Here is a 19,587-nt window from a genome sequence, read left to right on the forward strand (position 1 = left end):
AAATTATATTTGATTTTAGCATACAAACAAAATTTCCAAAAGCAATCATTATTTAAATATCAAAAATCATTTCATTAAAAAAGATAATGCTAATGTCCACTCGCCTCTGGATGGTGTATTAATTATGTTAAGAATAAAACTATCATAAAAAGTTATTCCGGCTTGAAACGACCAGAATGTTGATTGCTTGTCAATAAATTTGTGAAACATCGCATTGAATTCCGGTTCAGTTTCCTCATTATAGAAAAGACCGATAACAGGTTTGGAGAAAATTGAAAATTTTACTTCACTGAAAATTTTGAACAATTGGATTGCTCTGAATCCCACATGATTTATAGAACCTGGAATCATTTCAATTCCTTGATCAAGATAAATATAAAACAAAGTAAAATCGGAATTACGGTAATCATCGGTTATGCTCATTAGCTGCCCTTGTCTAAGTTCACTGTTTTCTCTCAACGCCGCACTACTTATAAACATTCCTTGGCTCATACCGATAGCAGCAGGGCGAACGAAAAGATTATTCCCGCCCCAAAATATTCCGCCTAATTGAAAGTCATAGTTGTCCCTATGTTTCCAGATAAAAACTGTACTAGGTAAACCATCGGGACGGAAAGGAGCCCAGCGACCAATTGCAAGCGTTCGTACGTTTTCTTTTGGCTCATCACTCTTAATGTAACCACCCAGAATAAACGTATTGAACGGGCCTTCTAAAATTCCGGCAAAACCAAAACGAGTATTTTGTACATCATCAATTTTTCCTTTTCCTAAAAGTCCAACTAATGAGAACTTATTTACATTTACTTTCCCGACAAAATAAAATGAATTTAGAACTGTATTTCTATAAAGTGTATTGTGTCCGGCAGTCGAACCATCAAAATATTCTGCACCAATACGAAACCAAAGATTTGGCTGCGGTCTTAATGTAACTCTTGAATAAAATGCCTTGCCGTATAAAGATGTATCTTTCATTTTATCATACGTCCCACCAATATCGAGTTGATAGCGATCATCATCATTTATTGGAAAGAGAACAGCTCCTCCTGTCAATTCTTGAACGCGAAATTCATTTCTGTTATTCAGACCATTATCCGATATTTTAAAAAAGAGTGTTTTATTGCGCTGATCCTTTTTATAGAAATTGAATGATGAAATATTATTAGTCCCTTCGTTCATGTAAGATAATTGAAATTCCCAAACAGCGGGTTGTGGCGGGCCAAATACCGAATGACTCAGATCTTCACTAGTGTTTGTTCGTGAGTGTTCATCCTGGGCAATACTAATTGTAATTAGAGAAAAAAATGAAAGTAATAACAATAAATAGCTGGATTTCATATTCAGGAGATGTCCTTTCGTATTTCCTTTTTCAAAAGTTTGATTCAGCTTTCAATTAATTATTTTTTTAAACCCAGATGTAGAGATGAAATATCCATTAGATAAGGCCTAAGTTTTCTATCTCCATTTTTAGCATCCCGATTTGAATCAAAAGAAAGCAAATTTCCATCTGGTGAAATAACCGGAAAGCCGTCAAATGCATCGTTAAAAGTTAGGCGTGTTTGTTCGCCGGTTTTCAAACTCATAAGATATATTTCATAATTATGCGGAGGCAGGACTTTAACAAATACAAAATGATCTCCATCAGGAGCGGGATGAGGAGCCCAATTTGTACCGTCATCGTTTGTAATTTGTTTTCTATCGGAGCCGTCACTTTTCATAGTAAAAATACTCATGGGCATTCCGCGTTGAGCTTGATCTTTAATATTCCATGCCCGGCATATAATTGTTTCGTTATCAATAAAAAATGACCCTCCTTCCTGCCATTCCGGCGTAAATGTGATCTGTTGCTGCTCGCTTCCATCGGGACGCATTTTCCATAAATCCAACTTGCCATCTACTTGACGTGAAAACAATATCCACTTTCCATCTGGTGAGACTGAAACTTCTGCATCGTAGTATTTATTATCAGTTAATCTTTTCACTTCGTTTCCATCTAAATCGCACGAATAAAGCTCTGCACCTTGCGGATAATTATTCGGATCGGAATAATTTCCCTTTGGCAAATCGAGATTGTCTTTTGTTGAAGTATAGATCAAGTGATTTCCATCAGGAAAATAAAATGAACAAGCGTCTTCGCCTTTATCGTTAATCCGTTTAATGTTGGTTCCGTCAATATTGAATGTATAGACTTGATGAACTGGATCGCCCTTAAATTTTGCGTTTCCGATCATGCTTTTACCATCCGGTGAGAAATAAAATTCCGCTCCTTCATCTACATTAGGAATCTGCCAGACTTTAAATTCTTTTTGTTCTTGAGTTTGTCCTACGCTCTCGCTTGGAGAAAAATAAATTATTACGGCTAATACTATAAGCAACCGTGCAATAAAAGTTGTTATCGAAGTCAATATGTTCTTTTCCAAATTAAACTCCTGTAAATTTTATTGTTTAATCTATTATCAAAAAATTTGTCACTTAGCCATTAATTCAATTTGAGTCTTATTCTCTTTCCCGTCTCGCAAATAAATTAATTCAACAATATTACCGGGCTGGAAATTTTTTAATGCGTCCGAATAATCTCGCAAACTGGTAACATTATATTGTCCAAGTTTTGTAATAACATCTCCTATTTGTAAACCTGCTTTAGCCGCAGGGGATTCTGGCGATAGATCAGCAATACGAACTCCCTTGCCAGAGAAAGCAAAATCAGGAACACTCCCTGTAGAAACTTTTCTTTCACCTGCAGTTGTTTGAGGTTTCTTTGATTCAGTAACTGCCTGTCCTTGGAAAGTGAGTGGTTCAATTCTATCGGCTAAGTAAAGAATTCCTTCACGGGCGAACGTGGCAACTTTAACTAATCCCGCCGCATCAATTTTATCTGCCGTATCTGATGGTTTATGATAACCTTCATTTGCACCGGCAAAGAATTGTACACCGGGAACACCAATGTTTAAGAAACTACGTTGATCACTTGCATCAAGATCTTGTGTTACCATTTCCGATTCAACTCCGGTAACATAACTTGCCCCCATAAAAATAAATCTCCATTCTCTTGCGCTATTACTGCTGAGTACAAATAATTTTTTTTCACCAAGCCGTCCAACAGTATCAAAGTTCAGAACACCGATAACTTTCTTTGCCGGAAACCGTTTCATGTTTTGCACATAATATTTTGAACCGAGCAAACCGCTTTCTTCAGACGTGAAAGCAACAAAAATAACAGTACGCTGTGGTTTTAAAGTTGTGCCGAGTAAGTTTGCCAATTCAAGCATTACTGAAACTCCGCTTGCATTATCATCGGCGCCGGGATGTATCTTACCTTCATTTCCTTTGTTTGCACCGGGCCATCCTAAACCTAAATGATCGTAGTGTGCACAAACAATTACCGATTCATCTTTTAGATTTGGATTTGTTCCGGGAATAATTCCAATAATATTTTTAACCGGAGCTTTATTTCCTTTAGCATCAACCACTTCGTCCCAAGTTTGAAAATAACTGCCGTCATCAGCACCCGGTTGTAAACCTGCGCTTTTAAATTTTTCAACAATGTAATCGGCTGCTTTTTTAATGCCTTCGGTTCCAGGTCCACGCCCAGCAAGTTCTTTACTTGCAAGATATTCTACGGACTTCATCATTCTTTCCGCAGAAAAAACCGGAGATAAAGTAGCTAACGCATTTCTTCGCGGTAAATTTGTAAAAATTGTTGCCGGAGAAGTTTTATCTACCGAAGGCACCTTTGCCATCAAAGGAGAATTAACTGCTTCCCATTCGCCTTTTGCAATGTTGGTTGGTTCAGTTCCTTCAAAAACCAGGTAACTATATTTTCCATAATGAGGAAGTTTTCTCGCAAGTCCCTGCACTGCTTCTTTATTATCAATAGAAAGTAATACAAGTACTGAAGCCGGATTCTTAGGATGACAAACGGAAATTATAACACTGCTCTTGTTGTTCTGGAATGAAGTCTTTCCAAATCGAACCGATTCATTTGTTAATTCTGCATCGTAATCTTTCAAACCTTCTTTGATCAATTTGGTAAATGAATTTTCTATTCCGAAGATCCAAACACTTTTATCAGCAGGAAGTTCGGAGACATCACTATCCAACATCACTTTGATTTTCTTAGTACTATCTGCAGCCCAAGTACTTGCTAACTCTTTATAATATTCCAGACTTGCTTTATCCGCTTTTGATGGTAGAAGAATTAATAAATCTTCCGAGCCAAATATTTTTGATAACGATGGCGGAATTTCATTGTAGTGAAGTTTACGGAACAAATTAAATTGCGGATCAACCTGAACCAATAATGGATCTTCTGGAAAAATCATTTCGTAGGTTTGCTCTTTTTGAGTCATAGCAACTTTTTTCATTTCAGCTTTTTTCTCAAATGAAACGGCAACCGGAACATCCAACACAAAAGCATCATCATTCTGTATTTGCTTTAAAGTAAATTTAAGAGCATATCCGGTTGATTCTTTTTTTACAGAAACGTTCGATATACTTAATTCCGGAGCTCCTTTTCTATTGACCCATTGATCAAAAAATTGTTTCAGATCTTTTCCGGAAACAGATTCAAATGCTAGACGAATATCATTATATGAAGCCGCTTTAAATTTGTTGTCACGATAAAATTTTTGAAACCCTCTAACGAATTGATCATCACCTACAAGTTCTCGCAGCATATTCCACATCATCATATTTTTCCCATATCCGATTGCTTCGGATGGAGCGTTATACCGCGATCCAAATTTGTTCAGCGGAAAATCATTTGACGGGTTAACATAGTCCGTAAATTTTTGCAGTGTAGAGCGACGGTATTCATCACCTTGACCCCGCTGCTCAGAAATAAGATGATCCGCCATATATGCGGTCAAGCCTTCACACCAGTTGCCGGTTTTAAAATCTACATATGCGCTGTTTCCCCAATAGTTATGCAATAGTTCGTGAGGGTAAGAAGAATGTAGAATAAACGGAAACCGGATGATCTGTTCACCCAACAGAGTAAATGAAGGCATGCCGTAACCAGTCTCCCAAAAATTTTCTACCAATGCAAATTTTGTGAAGGGATATGGACCAACTAATTTTCTGTACATCTCTAAGTATTGTGCAGTTGTTTCAAGATATTTATTAGCAAGTGCTTCATCAGGTGTTCGCAGAAAAGCCATTACATCAATTGCACCCGCTGATAAAGAATATTCTTTAAATTGTGCGCCGATCAAATAAATTTCTTCCATCGGCTCGGGAGAATCCCAACGAATAATATGATTGCCGTCCTTTGTTTCGTTTAGCGTTCTTTTGCCCTGACTAACTATATCCCATGGCTGCGGTACGGTAGCAGTTAACTCAAAATTTATCCATTCATTATTAAACCATGGAATCCAATAAGTAGAACCCGCCAGGTAAATTCCTTTCTCATCAATAATGCCGGGTGTTTGGCTGAATCCTCTTGCATATTCTTCGCCCAATTGTTTAATCGGATAATTAATTGTACCGCTGAATTTTAATGTGAACGAAACATCTCCCTTAATTTCATTTTTAAAAGTCACAGCATATTTATTTTGTTTGAAATCCGATGAGAGATTAAAATCTTCGCGGTCCATTCCGAAATCTTCAGCTTTTACTCCGCTTTTATCTAATTGGATCGTTACGTCTGGCGATTCAGAAGTTACATTTAAATTGTTGTTCAAAAGAAAATAGATCACAGGTTTAAATTGATCTGCTGGAATCGTGATTTGATCTACCGCTTCAATCTGATGTTTGCCGGGAGTGACCGTAACCGATATTTTATGATGGATTAAGGAACCTGCAAAAACAAAGGATGCAGTAAAAATAAGTGTGAATAAAAAAACAATTCTTCTAAACATAATATTCTCCAATTAAAATTCTTTTACTGATGACAACTAACAAATCCGAACTGAATAAAACTTGATCGCCGAAGTGTGCCATTAGTTTCATATTTACCTTACTATTAATAACATTGGATTATTTACTTTCATATATTTTTCAGCAACATTTTTTACATCTGCCAATTTCACATTTTTCAACGCATCAAGAAATTGTTTGTCGTAAGTGAAGTTGTTTTCGAAATAGAGAGAGCTGCCCAAATAGAAAGCCTGATTGATGCTTGAAAGTCTACGAAACATCATTCTGCCCAAATACATATTGACTGATTTTTCTAATTCATCTTGTGTCAATTTATCAAGGACGGTTAACTTGAAAAATTTTGGATATTGCGAAGACAGTTTATCAATGTTCTGCGGACGTGTTCCCTGAGAAATATAGAAAAGCGCTTTATCCTTGTTTACATCAATGCCAGCGCTCATATTATAAGCTAGTCCTTGTTTCTCTCGTATATCAAAAACAATTTCGTTTGAAAGAATAAGAGAAAGAGCTTGCAAAGCGGGTGCGTCTTTAGGATCTATTTGATTAATGAATCCCCAGAAAATGTAAGAACGTTCACCGCCTCCGGTTTTCTCAATGGTTGTAGGTTTAGTTTGCATCAAAAATGTTGGGGTATAAATTGAAGGTTCATCTTTAATCGAAGTACCGATAAACTCATCGAAGAGCACATTAATACTTTCCGGGCTTCCGGGAGATACGACAGAAATAATCATGTTTGTAGGATTAAAATATTCTTTAGTAAACGCCAACATATTATCATACGTTAGTGCAGTTTGTATTTGAGAATATTGACTGGGTTCATAGATTAATGTTTTGTATTCGGTGTCGAATAATTTTTTTGATTTATCGCCGCCCATTGACATCATAGTCATACCTTTAAATTTCTCAACTGATTTCTTGAATTCATCTTCAGTCGGCACGAAATTTTTTATTTGATTATTGATGTATATCACTGCGGCGGGTAAATTATCGGCTAATCCTTCAGCTCTGACGTAACCAAAATCGGGATGCAGATAAATGTCATCCATCGGAATGAACGGATTGTCATTCACAGTAAATGTAAATCCAAACTGACTGCTTAATTTTTGATTAGCTTCCGATCTCAATCGTTCACCAAGGCAATCGTGTAAAATTTTAGAAGCATCTTTGCCATATTTCAATTCGTAGGCAGCTTTATGTTTTACCAGATAATGAATTGCTAAAAGATTACTTGCTTCATTCTGAACAACCACTAAATCTTTACCGGTTATTTCATCTTTAAATAGTTTTGTGCTATTAGATGCTTCAACTTTTTCTTTATCTTTTTTAATTGTCGGAGATTGTATAATAATTATTGAAGGAGATGTTAGCTTAAGACCTCCCATTTCTTTTGCAGCTTTATAAAATTCATCGCCGCTGAATGATGCAAGAACCGCTTCAAAACCTTTTTTAACGATTCCGTCTGAATTATAAATTCCGAACATGTGTGGTTTTTCAATGTTCTTCACAAAGTCGGTACGTGTTTGTGTAGCTTCCGATTTAACCGTCTCATCTGGTAGGTTAAAACTCAAACCATCAATTTTTTTTGTTACGGAGTTTACTAAAGCATTGAAGTCGACATCTTTGCTCAAAACAATAACTACTTCTGCATAATTATTAAGAGGAGAAAGCCGGGCAGATAATTTTACTGATTTTATAATTTGAGGGAATTCCGTTTTTAATGACGATTGAATTGCATCTTTATTTTTTTCAAATACCAAACCAATCAACTGAAAATATTCTGATGATTCCATTAGAGGTAATTGATAAAATATTTGTACAACTTTGTCATCGCCATCATAAAAACGATTTTGGACCATACCGCCGGAATTTGTTTGCAACATTGGAGTTTGAAAACCAGTTGCCCATTCCGGATTTACTTCGCGAATTACTTGTCCCGGTTTTGCTTTCCCATAAATTTCTTTAATGAGCGAAAGCATTTCCTTAGTTTGGAAATTTCCGATAACGCTTAAGATCATATTGTTGGGAACATAATTATTTTTATAGAATGAATTTACTTCATCTCGTGACATTGATTGAATTGTTGAATAAGTCCCAAGTGTGGGTAATGAAAGCGCATGTCCGCTATATAATATAGATAGCGTATTTCGTTCTAGCTGTTCTTGCGGATCGGCAATACTCTTTGATATTTCTTCTAATACAATTCCTTTTTCCTTTTGGAATTTTTCATCAGGCAATGTTGAATTAAAAAGCATATCTGCCTGAATTTCCATACCCTTCTTAATATTTTCAGTAGGAGTAACCATCATAAAATCCGTATAGAAATTATCTGTATGAGCATTATTGTATCCACCGATCCGGTCAACGTCATCATATAATTTTTTCTGTTCGCGTGTGGTTGTTCCATTAAATAATAGATGTTCCAGCATATGACTCATACCGCTTGTAGAAAAAGTTTCGTAAGCAGAACCGACTTTTATAATAACATTTACACCTACCATCGGTAGAGCGGGATTTTCAATCATGAGTACTTTCATCCCGTTGTCTAATTGATAAATAGATACACCTTTCGGAAACGATAGAATTTTCGTAGTCGAATCTGTCATCACACCATCCGAAGCGTATAGCGAAGGCGCTTGAGTCAGCGCTATACATAAAAGCAGAATTGAAAATAAAATTCGTGATTTTCTTTTCATGATTATGATCTCCGTGTTTCTGTAATTAATAAACTTGTCAAAGGATAAATTTTTTTTACATACAATTTATAAGTGATTCTTTTAATAGTTAGAGCCTGTAATAATCTGTACTGATCTAGCTTTCTATAAAAGAAAGTAGACAGATACTTTTTGAAGCCATTGGCAGGTTTCACAATTTTCAAAAATATCATGAAGAATACAAACTCAACTAGAATTTTAGTTCAAGTGAAAATCGAGAGACTTTTCCTAAAAAATTATAATCAACAAGTGCATAATCAAAACCTACTTGCTGATCTCCGACATTTATTTTTAAGCCGGTACCGAAAGTCCAATTTTCTATATCATAATTTATTTTGTAGCCAAGTCTCACAAAGAATGTTTCATTCCATGAATATTCACCGCCAATGTTCACTCTCTCATTGTTATCATTGGGATGATTACCATCCAATGCCATTGTAAAGCGATGGTATCCGGATTGGATTAAAGGATCTTTACCGCCAACAATATCCATCGAAATACCAACACGAAAATTTAAAGGCAGAGACCAGGGTTCTGTTTTTAATCGCGCATCAGGATTATATTCCCCCGAGATTGTTTTATTTATATCAACCAATGCTATTAGATCGCGTCCTTCGAGTTGCATATTACCACCAAAGTTTGACACACACATTGCAATTACTAAATTGTGAAATCCCGTACGTAGATAAGTCCCTATATCTATTGCAACAGTATTAGCAGATTCATTATAAGCACTTTGCTGAATATATTTAACAGTCAATCCAACCGAAAAACGATCGGTTAATGCACGGGCATATGTTAAACCAAAGGCAACATCATTCACACTATAATAAACCCCAGTTCCTTCAGGTTGTTCAACAGTTGTAACTTCTTGTTCTCCCGTTGTTAAAGATGTTGCACTAATACCCAATGCATCACTCTCGCCTAAAGGAATTACCATACCAGCATAGTTGTGGAAAATTTCCGCAAACCATTGTGAATGACTTACACCGACAGTTATAGATTTTAGGTTTATAATTCCTGCCGGATTCCAATACAGTGCGGATACATCATTTGCAACTGCAGCAAAAGTTTCACCCATTCCCATTGCTCTTGCGCCAACACCAATTTTAAGAAATTGCGCAGCAGCAGTGCCAACTTTAGAAAAACCTTGGCAAAAATTTACAGTCGGCAATACAAGAATTAAAAGAAACGTAATTATTTTTTTCATTAGCTTTGTCTCCACTGGCTCAGGAGTAATTATTTAATAACAAGAAATTTACCAATCTTCTTTTGTCCGTTAGGAATTGTAACTACATAGACATATAAACCGTAAGCAATGTATTGACTGTTGTAGGTTCGCATATCCCAATATTCGTATCCCTTATTATCGTTATGATCTATATCGGCAATGTGGTCTCCTGCTACCGTAAAAATTGAAATCTTGCATTCATTCGGTAAATGATTAAACATTAGTTTCTTGCCGAACTGATTTGTTTCCCAAACGTTAGCAACAATGTATGGATCCGGTACGACTCGAATTTTATTTAAGTCAATCTCTTGTGTTGATGAATACGTTGCTTTCTGTGTATTAAATTCATATCTAATTTCTTTTCTAAATGGTTTATAAGTTTTTATAGTAAACTGATCACCATTGGAAGGAGGAAATGCTCTTTTATAAACTGGATCTCCATCGGCATTTGTATAATGATCCGGAAAATTGTTAGTATTCAGGTAAAGTCCAGAGTAAGTTGTATCATGAGTTGTGTTATTAACATTAACCTGCTCTAATACTAGAACATCAGCATATTTTTCATAATAACCCGGACTGCCTTTAGTGAATCCTTTACCACCGGGAATTAAATCCCATCCTAAAGGGCTATAATAATCTTTTCTGTAATCATCGGGTGCTAAAACAGCATATTCATAAAGCCATGTATTACTACTTATATCAATTGGATGTGCAGGATCTGTAACAACTTCAACCTTCAGAGGTAAATGTTGAAGAGTTTTTTGATCCTTATTAGTAAAGAAATCATACCAATGCGCCATAAGTCCGCCCGATGGATTAGTATCAACTGTAATACGAATATTATCCGTCGTGTAAATTGTTTCTGGTACAATATCGGGTCTGTTCTTATATTTTAGTACAGGGCCAGTGCGCCAATCAAAAGTGCATGTATCACCGTTAACTTTTGTCCATCCTATAAACTCTACACCAGACGGAGAATTTTGTACAGTTAATCGAAATCCATCTATTACTGGTAAATTATCTCCGGTGTTATCTGAAAAAAGATGATGACCCAATAATAATGTTGTATCTGTTGTTCCTTTAGCAATTCTATATAGATTAAAACCAAGAACATAATTTTTCTTAGTCCCTACAACTTGCAATGCCGAGTCTACAAATGTTACTAAGTAATCATCACCTCTAATTAATTCCGGATTAATAATATCTACTTTAACAAGACCCTGTGAGAGACCGCCAATCGGTGGGACGGAGCCTGCTAAATTAGATTGGGGACCATAATTTGGAGGGCTATAATTTTGAGCTTTAACACCGGGGATTACTGAAACAGTGTTTGCCTGCATCGTGGAATGCCCGAGCGCAGATTGATAAGACTGTTCGAGTTTGTTTAGTGTTTGATTCCCTTTATCATAAGCTGTAACACAATACCAATATTCAACTCCGTTGATTAAATTTTCGTCAACATAACTGTGCTTTAGTCCAGTATCATCTCCTAACGATTGATTGTATGCCGGATCGGGACCTTTTATTCCATCAATCAAATCAAAAATTTTAATTGGCTTGAAACCGATTACATTTCCAAAATAATCTGTAATTGGTGATCCCCATGTTTTACCAAGATCGTCGCTTCGATAAATTTTGTAACCTTCAAAATCATTTTCTCCTGTTAATGCATCTTTGGAACTTTCAGCATCTGAATCCCACGCTAAACGAATTTGTTTATCATCGGCGTTAACTGTTACCTTAGGCGTTGCCGGTGGCCCGGAACCCTGGTAACTGCGTTGATACATTTGTTGAACGACTCTTAAATTTTTCATTAGGTCAGTTGTATCAGGCTGATTTGGAATGCTACCGGAGTTTCCCATGACAACAGCAACAGAAGATTTTACCGATTCATTCGGCGCAAGACTGAAGGGGCCAGTAAAAATATAATAATTTAAGGGTGCGCCTTCCGGAAAATATACTTTCATACTATCAGGATTGGTAGTATCCATTCGGCGGTTGGCCCCATGAAAAATAGCTTTGGGAATTCCCAAATTACGGTCGTTCGGATTACTGCTGATTACAGGCCACATTTCCTGATCAACTTTTGGTGATACTTCTCGATTGAAAAAATGAAAATCAGTTATTCCCATATTCTTGGGAGTTTCTAAAATATTTAACCCGACCATTCCCAACGGTGAAGGATCATTTGCCCATGCGCCATCCTTTGTATTGTTTACGTCCCACACATAAACAAAGTCGCCATTGGTGTGGGCATCTTTGGGATTGCTGTCAATTATATTTATCAAATCTTTGTTATCATAATCAGGTCTAAAAATTGCGTTGTATCCTACATAGATACTATCCAGTTGTCTGCCGCTTTTATTATGGATTGTAAAATCCCAAATCAACATATCTTCAGCATAAGGACGACCATAGCTAAAAGCTGTTTCTTCAACTTCAATTCCAACGGCTCCATTCGGATTAGAATTTTCTCTATCATCAAAAACAGAATATATATCGCGATCAGAAACAAATTCTCCGGCAACTTCTTTTCCATAGTTAGGAGATTTCGGATCAATATCAATTCGGAAGTGACCGGGCCAATAACGTTTTCCGGGAGTGCTTACCCATGCACCTTGATTATTAAAATATCCTTGAGGCCATGTCTCCGCATTGTCACTGCTTGCAAGAAAGGGAGTTTCGTCTGGAGGAGGCGCCGTAACATCTCCGGAATAAATTTTCCCACGCGATCCTGCTTTGGGAGTCCAATCAACTTTTTCTGATGGACCACTTATGACAGAGGTTATTACATTTCCTTTAACCGCTACAATTAAACCTAATCCAAAACAATATTGCGTTTCAGTATTTGCTGATGCAGGCCAATGAATAGCATTATTAAAATATTCATGATAATTGGAGAGAACACCATAATTTCCAAGATAATTGGAAACCTGTCCTTTATCCATAATTCCAATTCCCCGTTCCCCTGCTGAATATGTTTTCTTTAATCGTTCAATCTGTTCATGTTTCATTTCTTTATGGCAACCGCTACAGTCCAAATTTTGGGCTTGAATCAGTGCGGGGGAAAAAAGAGATAAAATTATTAGCGGAATAAAATATCTCATCAAAAATTTAAACATAATATTTTCTCCTGTTACCAAATAAATTGAACTCCCGCTCTAATAATTCGCGGTGGCCCTACGTAAGAAGGATTATGATCAGCGTCCGGCGATGAACCTACGAGTCCCGCAACACCTGTATCGAAAGGTTTACCGGTACGCGAGTATACATAACGAACATTTTCCACATTAAGTAAATTTGTAATTTCTAAAAAGAATGATGCTGCTATAGTAGAAAACCAAACTTTTTTTATCATTCGAAGATCTACTGTAGAAGTCCAGGGTTTTCGTCCGGAGTTAATATCAATCCGCACAGTCGGATCAACATAAGGAGTATAAGGAAGTCCGCTGCCAGCCTGAATTAGTAAGTTCAAATTAAAATCGGAAAACGGTTTGATCCCTAATATTTCCGGTCCTTTATCTTTTGGAATATTAAAATTAATATTCACAGCAATATCGTGGCTTTGATCAAAATCTAAAAAATATTCTTGATGAGGAATTTCTTCTTTTGCAAACGCATTAAAATATCCGCCAAGCGGTTGCGAATTATTTCCTTTAGCTACCATAAATGTATAATCAATAGATCCTGAAATGTAATTACTGTACCGCTTGCGCAGCGTTAGATCAATACCTTTTACGCTTGCATAATCTGAATTGTAAAAAACGACATAATCTTGAGATAAATAAGTTACTTGAAGCGTTGATAATAAATCAGTAATGTCTTTGTACCACGCTGAAACATCTAATGCCCAATCATCGCTCAGTTTATATTTTATTCCCGTTTCATAAGCAACTGTTTTTTGCGCTTTCACCCCGGGATTACCAACTAACGGCATTGACGTGCTTAAGTCTTTATTGTTATTATAGTATAGAGCATTGTAATCCGGATTCTGAAAGAAATGACCGTAAGAAAAATGAAGCACAGCACGGTCGGTAATAGGATGTGCCAAACCAATGCGTGGGCTTAACTGTGTTTTTGGTGAGACAGATTCTTCCACAGAAGGGATCCAATTATTGTTGTTATCAAAACTTCCAAAGCGGCGAATGTCCGGCCACATAGTTGTCTTTGGATCGGCATAATCAAAACGTAAACCAAGATTTATTATTAGGTAATCATATTCAATTTTATCCTGGATATAACCTGCCATCTCAATCGGCGTTCGAACATATTCATCTTTGTATTGCGCTCCTGATGGCCACGGTTGAGATTCTTCATGTACCTGAATATGATGACTCTTAAATTCAAATCCACCTTTAAACTGATTGAAGTTGTTAGCTTGATAAGTTAAATCAAATTTCCCGTCATAGGTAATTGTTTGATCATCAGAATAAGGAGAATCATCACCGCTGACATAGAAATAAACGGTTTCACCTGTCTGACCTCTTATATAATCTTGCGGCTGTTTATTCCCTACTTGAGTTTTCATATTATTAACATAGCGGGAAAGTTGAGCAGTATAAAACATACTATTATTAAGTGTATGTGTTAATGTTAATCCAAGGCGATTTGTATTTTGTATTGAGTGACTTTGATTTTCACTCAAGTATTTCCAAGCATGACTATATCCTTGAGATTCATTCTGAGTTATCTGATTGGATAATGACAACTTTACATTCGGACTAAATTTATAAGTTAATTTGCCAAAGCCGTCTCTTTGCAAAGTGTAGCCATGAGGTAAATAACTATCCTCATTTTTATATTTACCAGAAATGAAAAATGTAAGGTTGGGGATAATTGGCAAAGGACCGTTCAATGACAAATTTAATGTTCCGTTTATCGGTATCTCTAAATCGAATGGTCTAAATTTGAACCGGTCAATTACACTTTTTTCCACATAATTATAACTATCTGCTATACCAGGGAAAGGATTATTTTTTCTATAAGGAGATTGATTTAACATCGGTGAAGTAATCTCAAATTTTCCGTGGAAAGTATCGCCGCCATCTTTCGTAACAATATTAACTATGCTTGACATGGCATCGCCATATTCAGCATTAAAAGCACCGCTTAAGATTATCATTTCTTCAATTGCATCTTTATTCATGGAATTGTTAAAACCACCGTACAGAGGATCTTCAACATACATACCATCAACCATGTATGCTATTTCACCTGTTCTACCTCCTCTTACGTGGATGTTGCCATCGGCGTCAGTAGTAAATCCTGCTTTAGTTGTTAAAATATCTTGAACACTTTCTGCAGGCATGTTAATAATTTCATCGGCGCTTATTACTGATTGTTTCGAAGTGACATCTTTCTCAATGATTGGACGATTCGCAACAACAACCGTTTCTCCCATTTCTGTTGTTGTGGATTCCATCAAAAAATTTAATTGTGTACTGAGATCAATAACAACTTGAACATTAGTAACTTTATAATTTTTATACCCGATCATAGACGCACGAACGGTATAACGACCGGGTCTTATATTAATTATAAAATATTGGCCATTAAGATCGCATGAGGCTCCTAATGTAGTTCCTTCGATCATTACATTACAGCCTGGAAGTGGTTCTCCCGTAATTGCATCTTTTACGGTGCCGGAAATTTTACCTGTTGTTCCGCAGAAAATAAAGGAAGGTGCAATTGAAAGTATTATCACAAGATAAAAGACGTTAATTTTTTTTAAATAATTTTTCAAGAGGGTCCTCCCCTTTAAACAAATTATTATAGTGTAATTAAATTTTATTTTTCCAATTGATAAAACCTTCCGAAGATCTAACTTCAACTTCCAAATCTTACTTTCTTATAAACCTTTATTTGTTTGTTTCAAATCTTCGAAAGGTTCTGTAAAAAATGAACGAAGATTACTTCATGAGAATCATCTTTTTACTTTCGTAAAAATTACTGGTCTTTAATGAATACATATATACACCTGAAGGAACAGCATTCCCAAATTCATTTTTCCCGTTCCAACTAACAGAATAATAACCGGCAGGTTGTTCTTTGGATACAAGCGTTTTTATTTCACGACCTAATAGATCATAAACTGAAAGAGAGATGAAACCACCAGCTGATAATTTATAAGAAATTTGTGTTTCGGGATTAAATGGATTTGGATAATTCTGCAATAACGAAAATTCCGTAGGCAGCTTACTATTTTCTTCAACTGAAGTTGGGGTTAATTGTGTTACATAAATATTATCAAAATAACTTGCTATACCGTCTGCATCCATTTGAAAGGAGTATAGTCCAAATCTTCCTGCAATATTTGCAGTCGCATTTTCATAATAAATCGGGCACCCTGTTAACAAATGTCCATCGAAGTAGCACCAAAAACCAACTTTAGTAGAAGTAATTGTTCTAACTTCAACTTTCATTTTATGCCAACTGTCGGTAGTTGGAAATATACCAGGATTATCTACGCCCTTAAAATCTTTGCTAAATAAAGGCAGGTAAGTATTGGGATCAGATTTGAGACCGGAAAGATTTATACGATCGCTTGAATCAAAGTCTGCGCGTAATTTAAAAAAATCTTTTTTAGAGCTATCGGCATAAACAACTAATCCGGTATAAGCTGACCCTGCTGAATTGTAATAGTAACAATAAACGTCAGCTTCTATCGAATAATTTTGTAAAGTAACATCTCCGTTTACAGCCACGGCAGAACCCGAATAGTCTCCGTTAACATCTTGTAACCAGCCAACATAATTTGCACCGCCAGTTAAAACTTTTGGTGCTTGTGCCATCGGTTGGGCTATTACCATGTCTTGATTTTTGTAATAAGTTCCCCATGATGCCTTAGCACCATTTTCAAAATTTTCATAGAAGAGGATTGTTTGAGAAAATATTTTTTCCGAACCGAGAAATGATAGAATGAAAACTGTGATACCAATAATAGTAGAGATTCTTTTCATGACTTACCTCCATAAATTAAAAGATGGAGTTTGAAATAATCCTTGCTTAGTTTTTTACTAATTTATTGTGTTGAACAAATTAATAACAAAAACAATGTTTGATCGGATACTGTAATTCAAAAAACTTCATCTGGATTATTTTTTTAATTCGGTATAATGAAGTTTTATATATTTAACTCAATTTAATTTAGACTGGCTTACTTGAGAATACAATTGCGATTAACGGTTAATAGCTGCGAAAAGTGGTTTTATAACTGGATAATAGAGAAGAAAATCGGGATTAGACAAATTTCTCTTTTATTTTAGCTGCATATCTACGGCTCATGAGAAAAGGTTTTTCAAATCCTTTAAGAAAAACCTTATATGAATTGGAAAATGAATCATCAATTTTGGATATACAACCCAAGTTCACAATTGTCTCTCTGTGTATCCTGCAGAAATGATTTTCCGGAAGCCGGCTCTCCCATTCTCTCATAGTTTTTCTAGTTATCGAATGAGTTTTATCTATAATATGTACAAATGTATAATCTGCATCAGAAGTGATAGCAGCAATAGAATCTATCTTTAAAAATCTGTATTTATTATTAAGCATAAGGAAAATTACATCTTCGTAATCCAGTTGACGAAATGACTCGGATTCTTTTAATGCTCTATTAGTAAGTTTATCAATAGTTTGATATATTCTTTCAGCACTGACCGGTTTTAACAAATAATCTTGTGCATTAACCTCAAAAGCTCTGATTGCATATTTATCGTAGGCAGTTACAAAAACAAAATCTAGTTCAAAATCTATTTTATTTATCAGATCAAATCCCGATTCTCCGCGTAATTGAATGTCTAAAAAAACTAAATTTGGGTGTAATTTATTTATGAGCATTACTGCTGAGTCAACGGTGTTTGCTTCTCCTACAATCTCAATCTCTCCAAACGTGCTTAGGACATTCTTAAGATCAAGTAGTGCAAGTTTTTCATCATCTACTATAATCGCTTTATATTTTGGTATCATATAATTAATGATTTAGTTCTTTTTTTTAAGTGACATCTTTACTTGCACAGATTCATCATTTTTAATTATTTGAAAATCATGCTGGTTTGGCGAGTAAATTTCTAATCTTCTTTTAATATTTTCCAACCCTCTACCGTCATGGTTATTTTCCCCTCTTTCAATCCATTTACCGGTATTGAAAACACTGATATTCAAAAAATCACCGAGCATGTTCGCTGATATAATAATTTTCAACGGGATAGGACTTGTGTGCATTCCATGTTTAATTGCATTTTCAACAAGCGGGTGAATAAGAAAAATAGGGATTTGACAAACTTCAGCAGTTGGTTCAATATTAAAATCTACAATTAGTTCGTCTTCAAATCTTACTTTTTCGATATCTAAATAGTTCTTTATAACTTCAATTTCTTTTGATAGAGCTACTTCATTATTATGAAACTCTATTAATGTGTAGCGTAAAAATTCTGAAATTTTTGTGATGATCTCTTTTGCTTTTTTATTTTCATCGGAAGTAAGCGCTCGTAATGAGCTTAAAGTATTAAATAGGAAATGAGGATTTAGCTGGTACTTTAACATCTCAAGCTGAGCATTGCGTACAAGTAGTAACGCGTTGTCTGTTTTCTCTTTTTGCGAGACCCATTCCATCCAAAACTTAATTCCAAAATATAATCCGCTCCATCCTATGAAAACCGCATTATTCCTAATAATACCTACAATAATTTCCCAAAAAGTAATGTTTCCTAAAGTTATCTTATTATTCATTAATGATTCAATAATTACGATAGAGCTTACACTCCATATTGCCGAACATATAAATGAAGAAACAAATATTATTATAGAGAGCGAAATGAATGAATATTCCAGAAAATTAATTCTTTTCAATCTATAACGTAACAGAACCGATATTATAAAACCTACGGAAAGATTTATTATTCTATTAAGAAGATTCCGAAATGTAAAATCTTTAATGGGGCTAAACACAAATATGTATTGAAAAAAGAAGATGATCCAACCAAAGATTTGCAGAAACCAAAAGGTCCTTTCTGTATTTTTATATATTTCTTTAATCATCTTCATGGGTATTACAATTTTTCTGATTTAGAATAATCTTCACTCAAAATATAATACTTAGCTTCAAAAACTCGTTTTCATTCAATATCAATTTATTCATTTTTTAGAAAAAATCCTTTGAATTGCGATAAGCGGTTTTTAATTATGATAAGCGGTTATCTTTCACCAATTGGAAAAGCCAGAGCAATAACTCCGGCTATGATAAAATAATAACTGATAGTAAAAAAAATTACGCATGCGCATATTCCAAGAATCTCTTACTGAATTAATCAGTACTTCATTTTCAATCGGTTAACGGGATGAAAAAGGGATTAGATTTTTAGTGTGCTTTTTTAAAAGGCTGTTTTCAAAATAAAATACAAATGATAACTAAATATTTTTCATCTCAATAAATTTACTGTAAAAAAACATCTATTAAATTTTTATTTTATTTCTGTACTATTTTGATTTTAAAAGAAATTCAACTGCTTCTTTAAGTATTTTATTTGAAACCGGTTTGGTTATGAAATAATCTGAACCGGATTCAGTTGCCATTTGCCTCATCTTAGTTTGTGCATGTGCGGTTAGACAAAGTATGGGAGTGCCGGTAAATTGCGGGGCTGCTTTAATCTCTTTTATTAACTCCAAACCATTCTTAGTTCCTTTTAATGCTACATCCATTATTATTACGTCATAATTTGTCTTCGAGTATTTTTCATAATATTCATCAACTGATTCACAAAAATCAATTTCAAA

General features: G+C 35.2%; 11 protein-coding genes. All 11 read right to left on the bottom strand.

From position 1 onward, the window contains the following. Positions 1–66 precede the first annotated feature (66 nt). Positions 67–1,335 (bottom strand): hypothetical protein, encoded by a 1,269-nt coding sequence (locus tag NTZ27_13365; GenBank protein ID MCX6175735.1) that lies wholly within the window; start codon positions 1,333–1,335, stop codon positions 67–69. 59 nt (positions 1,336–1,394) lie between these two features. Beyond that, the gene (locus NTZ27_13370) at positions 1,395–2,417 is read right to left on the bottom strand and encodes a DUF5050 domain-containing protein (GenBank protein MCX6175736.1); all 1,023 of its coding nucleotides are present in this window, start codon (positions 2,415–2,417) and stop codon (positions 1,395–1,397) included. Positions 2,418–2,465: 48 nt separating this feature from the next. Next, positions 2,466–5,855: a M20/M25/M40 family metallo-hydrolase gene (locus tag NTZ27_13375; protein ID MCX6175737.1), complete on the bottom strand. Its 3,390-nt coding sequence runs from the start codon at positions 5,853–5,855 to the stop codon at positions 2,466–2,468. A 93-nt stretch (positions 5,856–5,948) separates the two neighbouring features. After that, complete coding sequence (locus NTZ27_13380; protein MCX6175738.1) at positions 5,949–8,567, bottom strand: insulinase family protein; 2,619 nt, start codon at positions 8,565–8,567, stop codon at positions 5,949–5,951. Between the two features lie 208 nt (positions 8,568–8,775). Further along, on the bottom strand, positions 8,776–9,795 hold the full coding sequence (locus NTZ27_13385) for a PorV/PorQ family protein (protein MCX6175739.1): 1,020 nt from the start codon (positions 9,793–9,795) through the stop codon (positions 8,776–8,778). Between the two features lie 29 nt (positions 9,796–9,824). After that, positions 9,825–12,938 (bottom strand): hypothetical protein, encoded by a 3,114-nt coding sequence (locus NTZ27_13390; protein ID MCX6175740.1) that lies wholly within the window; start codon positions 12,936–12,938, stop codon positions 9,825–9,827. Between the two features lie 14 nt (positions 12,939–12,952). Continuing rightward, entirely contained in the window at positions 12,953–15,559 is a 2,607-nt protein-coding gene (locus tag NTZ27_13395) for a TonB-dependent receptor (GenBank protein ID MCX6175741.1), read from the bottom strand. Between the two features lie 166 nt (positions 15,560–15,725). Next, complete coding sequence (locus NTZ27_13400; GenBank protein ID MCX6175742.1) at positions 15,726–16,775, bottom strand: T9SS type A sorting domain-containing protein; 1,050 nt, start codon at positions 16,773–16,775, stop codon at positions 15,726–15,728. 280 nt (positions 16,776–17,055) lie between these two features. Next, the gene (locus NTZ27_13405) at positions 17,056–17,781 is read right to left on the bottom strand and encodes a LytTR family DNA-binding domain-containing protein (protein MCX6175743.1); all 726 of its coding nucleotides are present in this window, start codon (positions 17,779–17,781) and stop codon (positions 17,056–17,058) included. A 12-nt stretch (positions 17,782–17,793) separates the two neighbouring features. Next, complete coding sequence (locus NTZ27_13410; protein MCX6175744.1) at positions 17,794–18,543, bottom strand: histidine kinase; 750 nt, start codon at positions 18,541–18,543, stop codon at positions 17,794–17,796. Between the two features lie 747 nt (positions 18,544–19,290). Then, on the bottom strand, positions 19,291–19,587 hold a 297-nt coding region (locus NTZ27_13415; GenBank protein MCX6175745.1), incomplete at its 5' end, for a response regulator.

It is taken from the genome of Ignavibacteriales bacterium (assembly GCA_026390775.1).
Taxonomy (GTDB): Bacteria; Bacteroidota; Ignavibacteria; order Ignavibacteriales; family Melioribacteraceae; genus Fen-1258.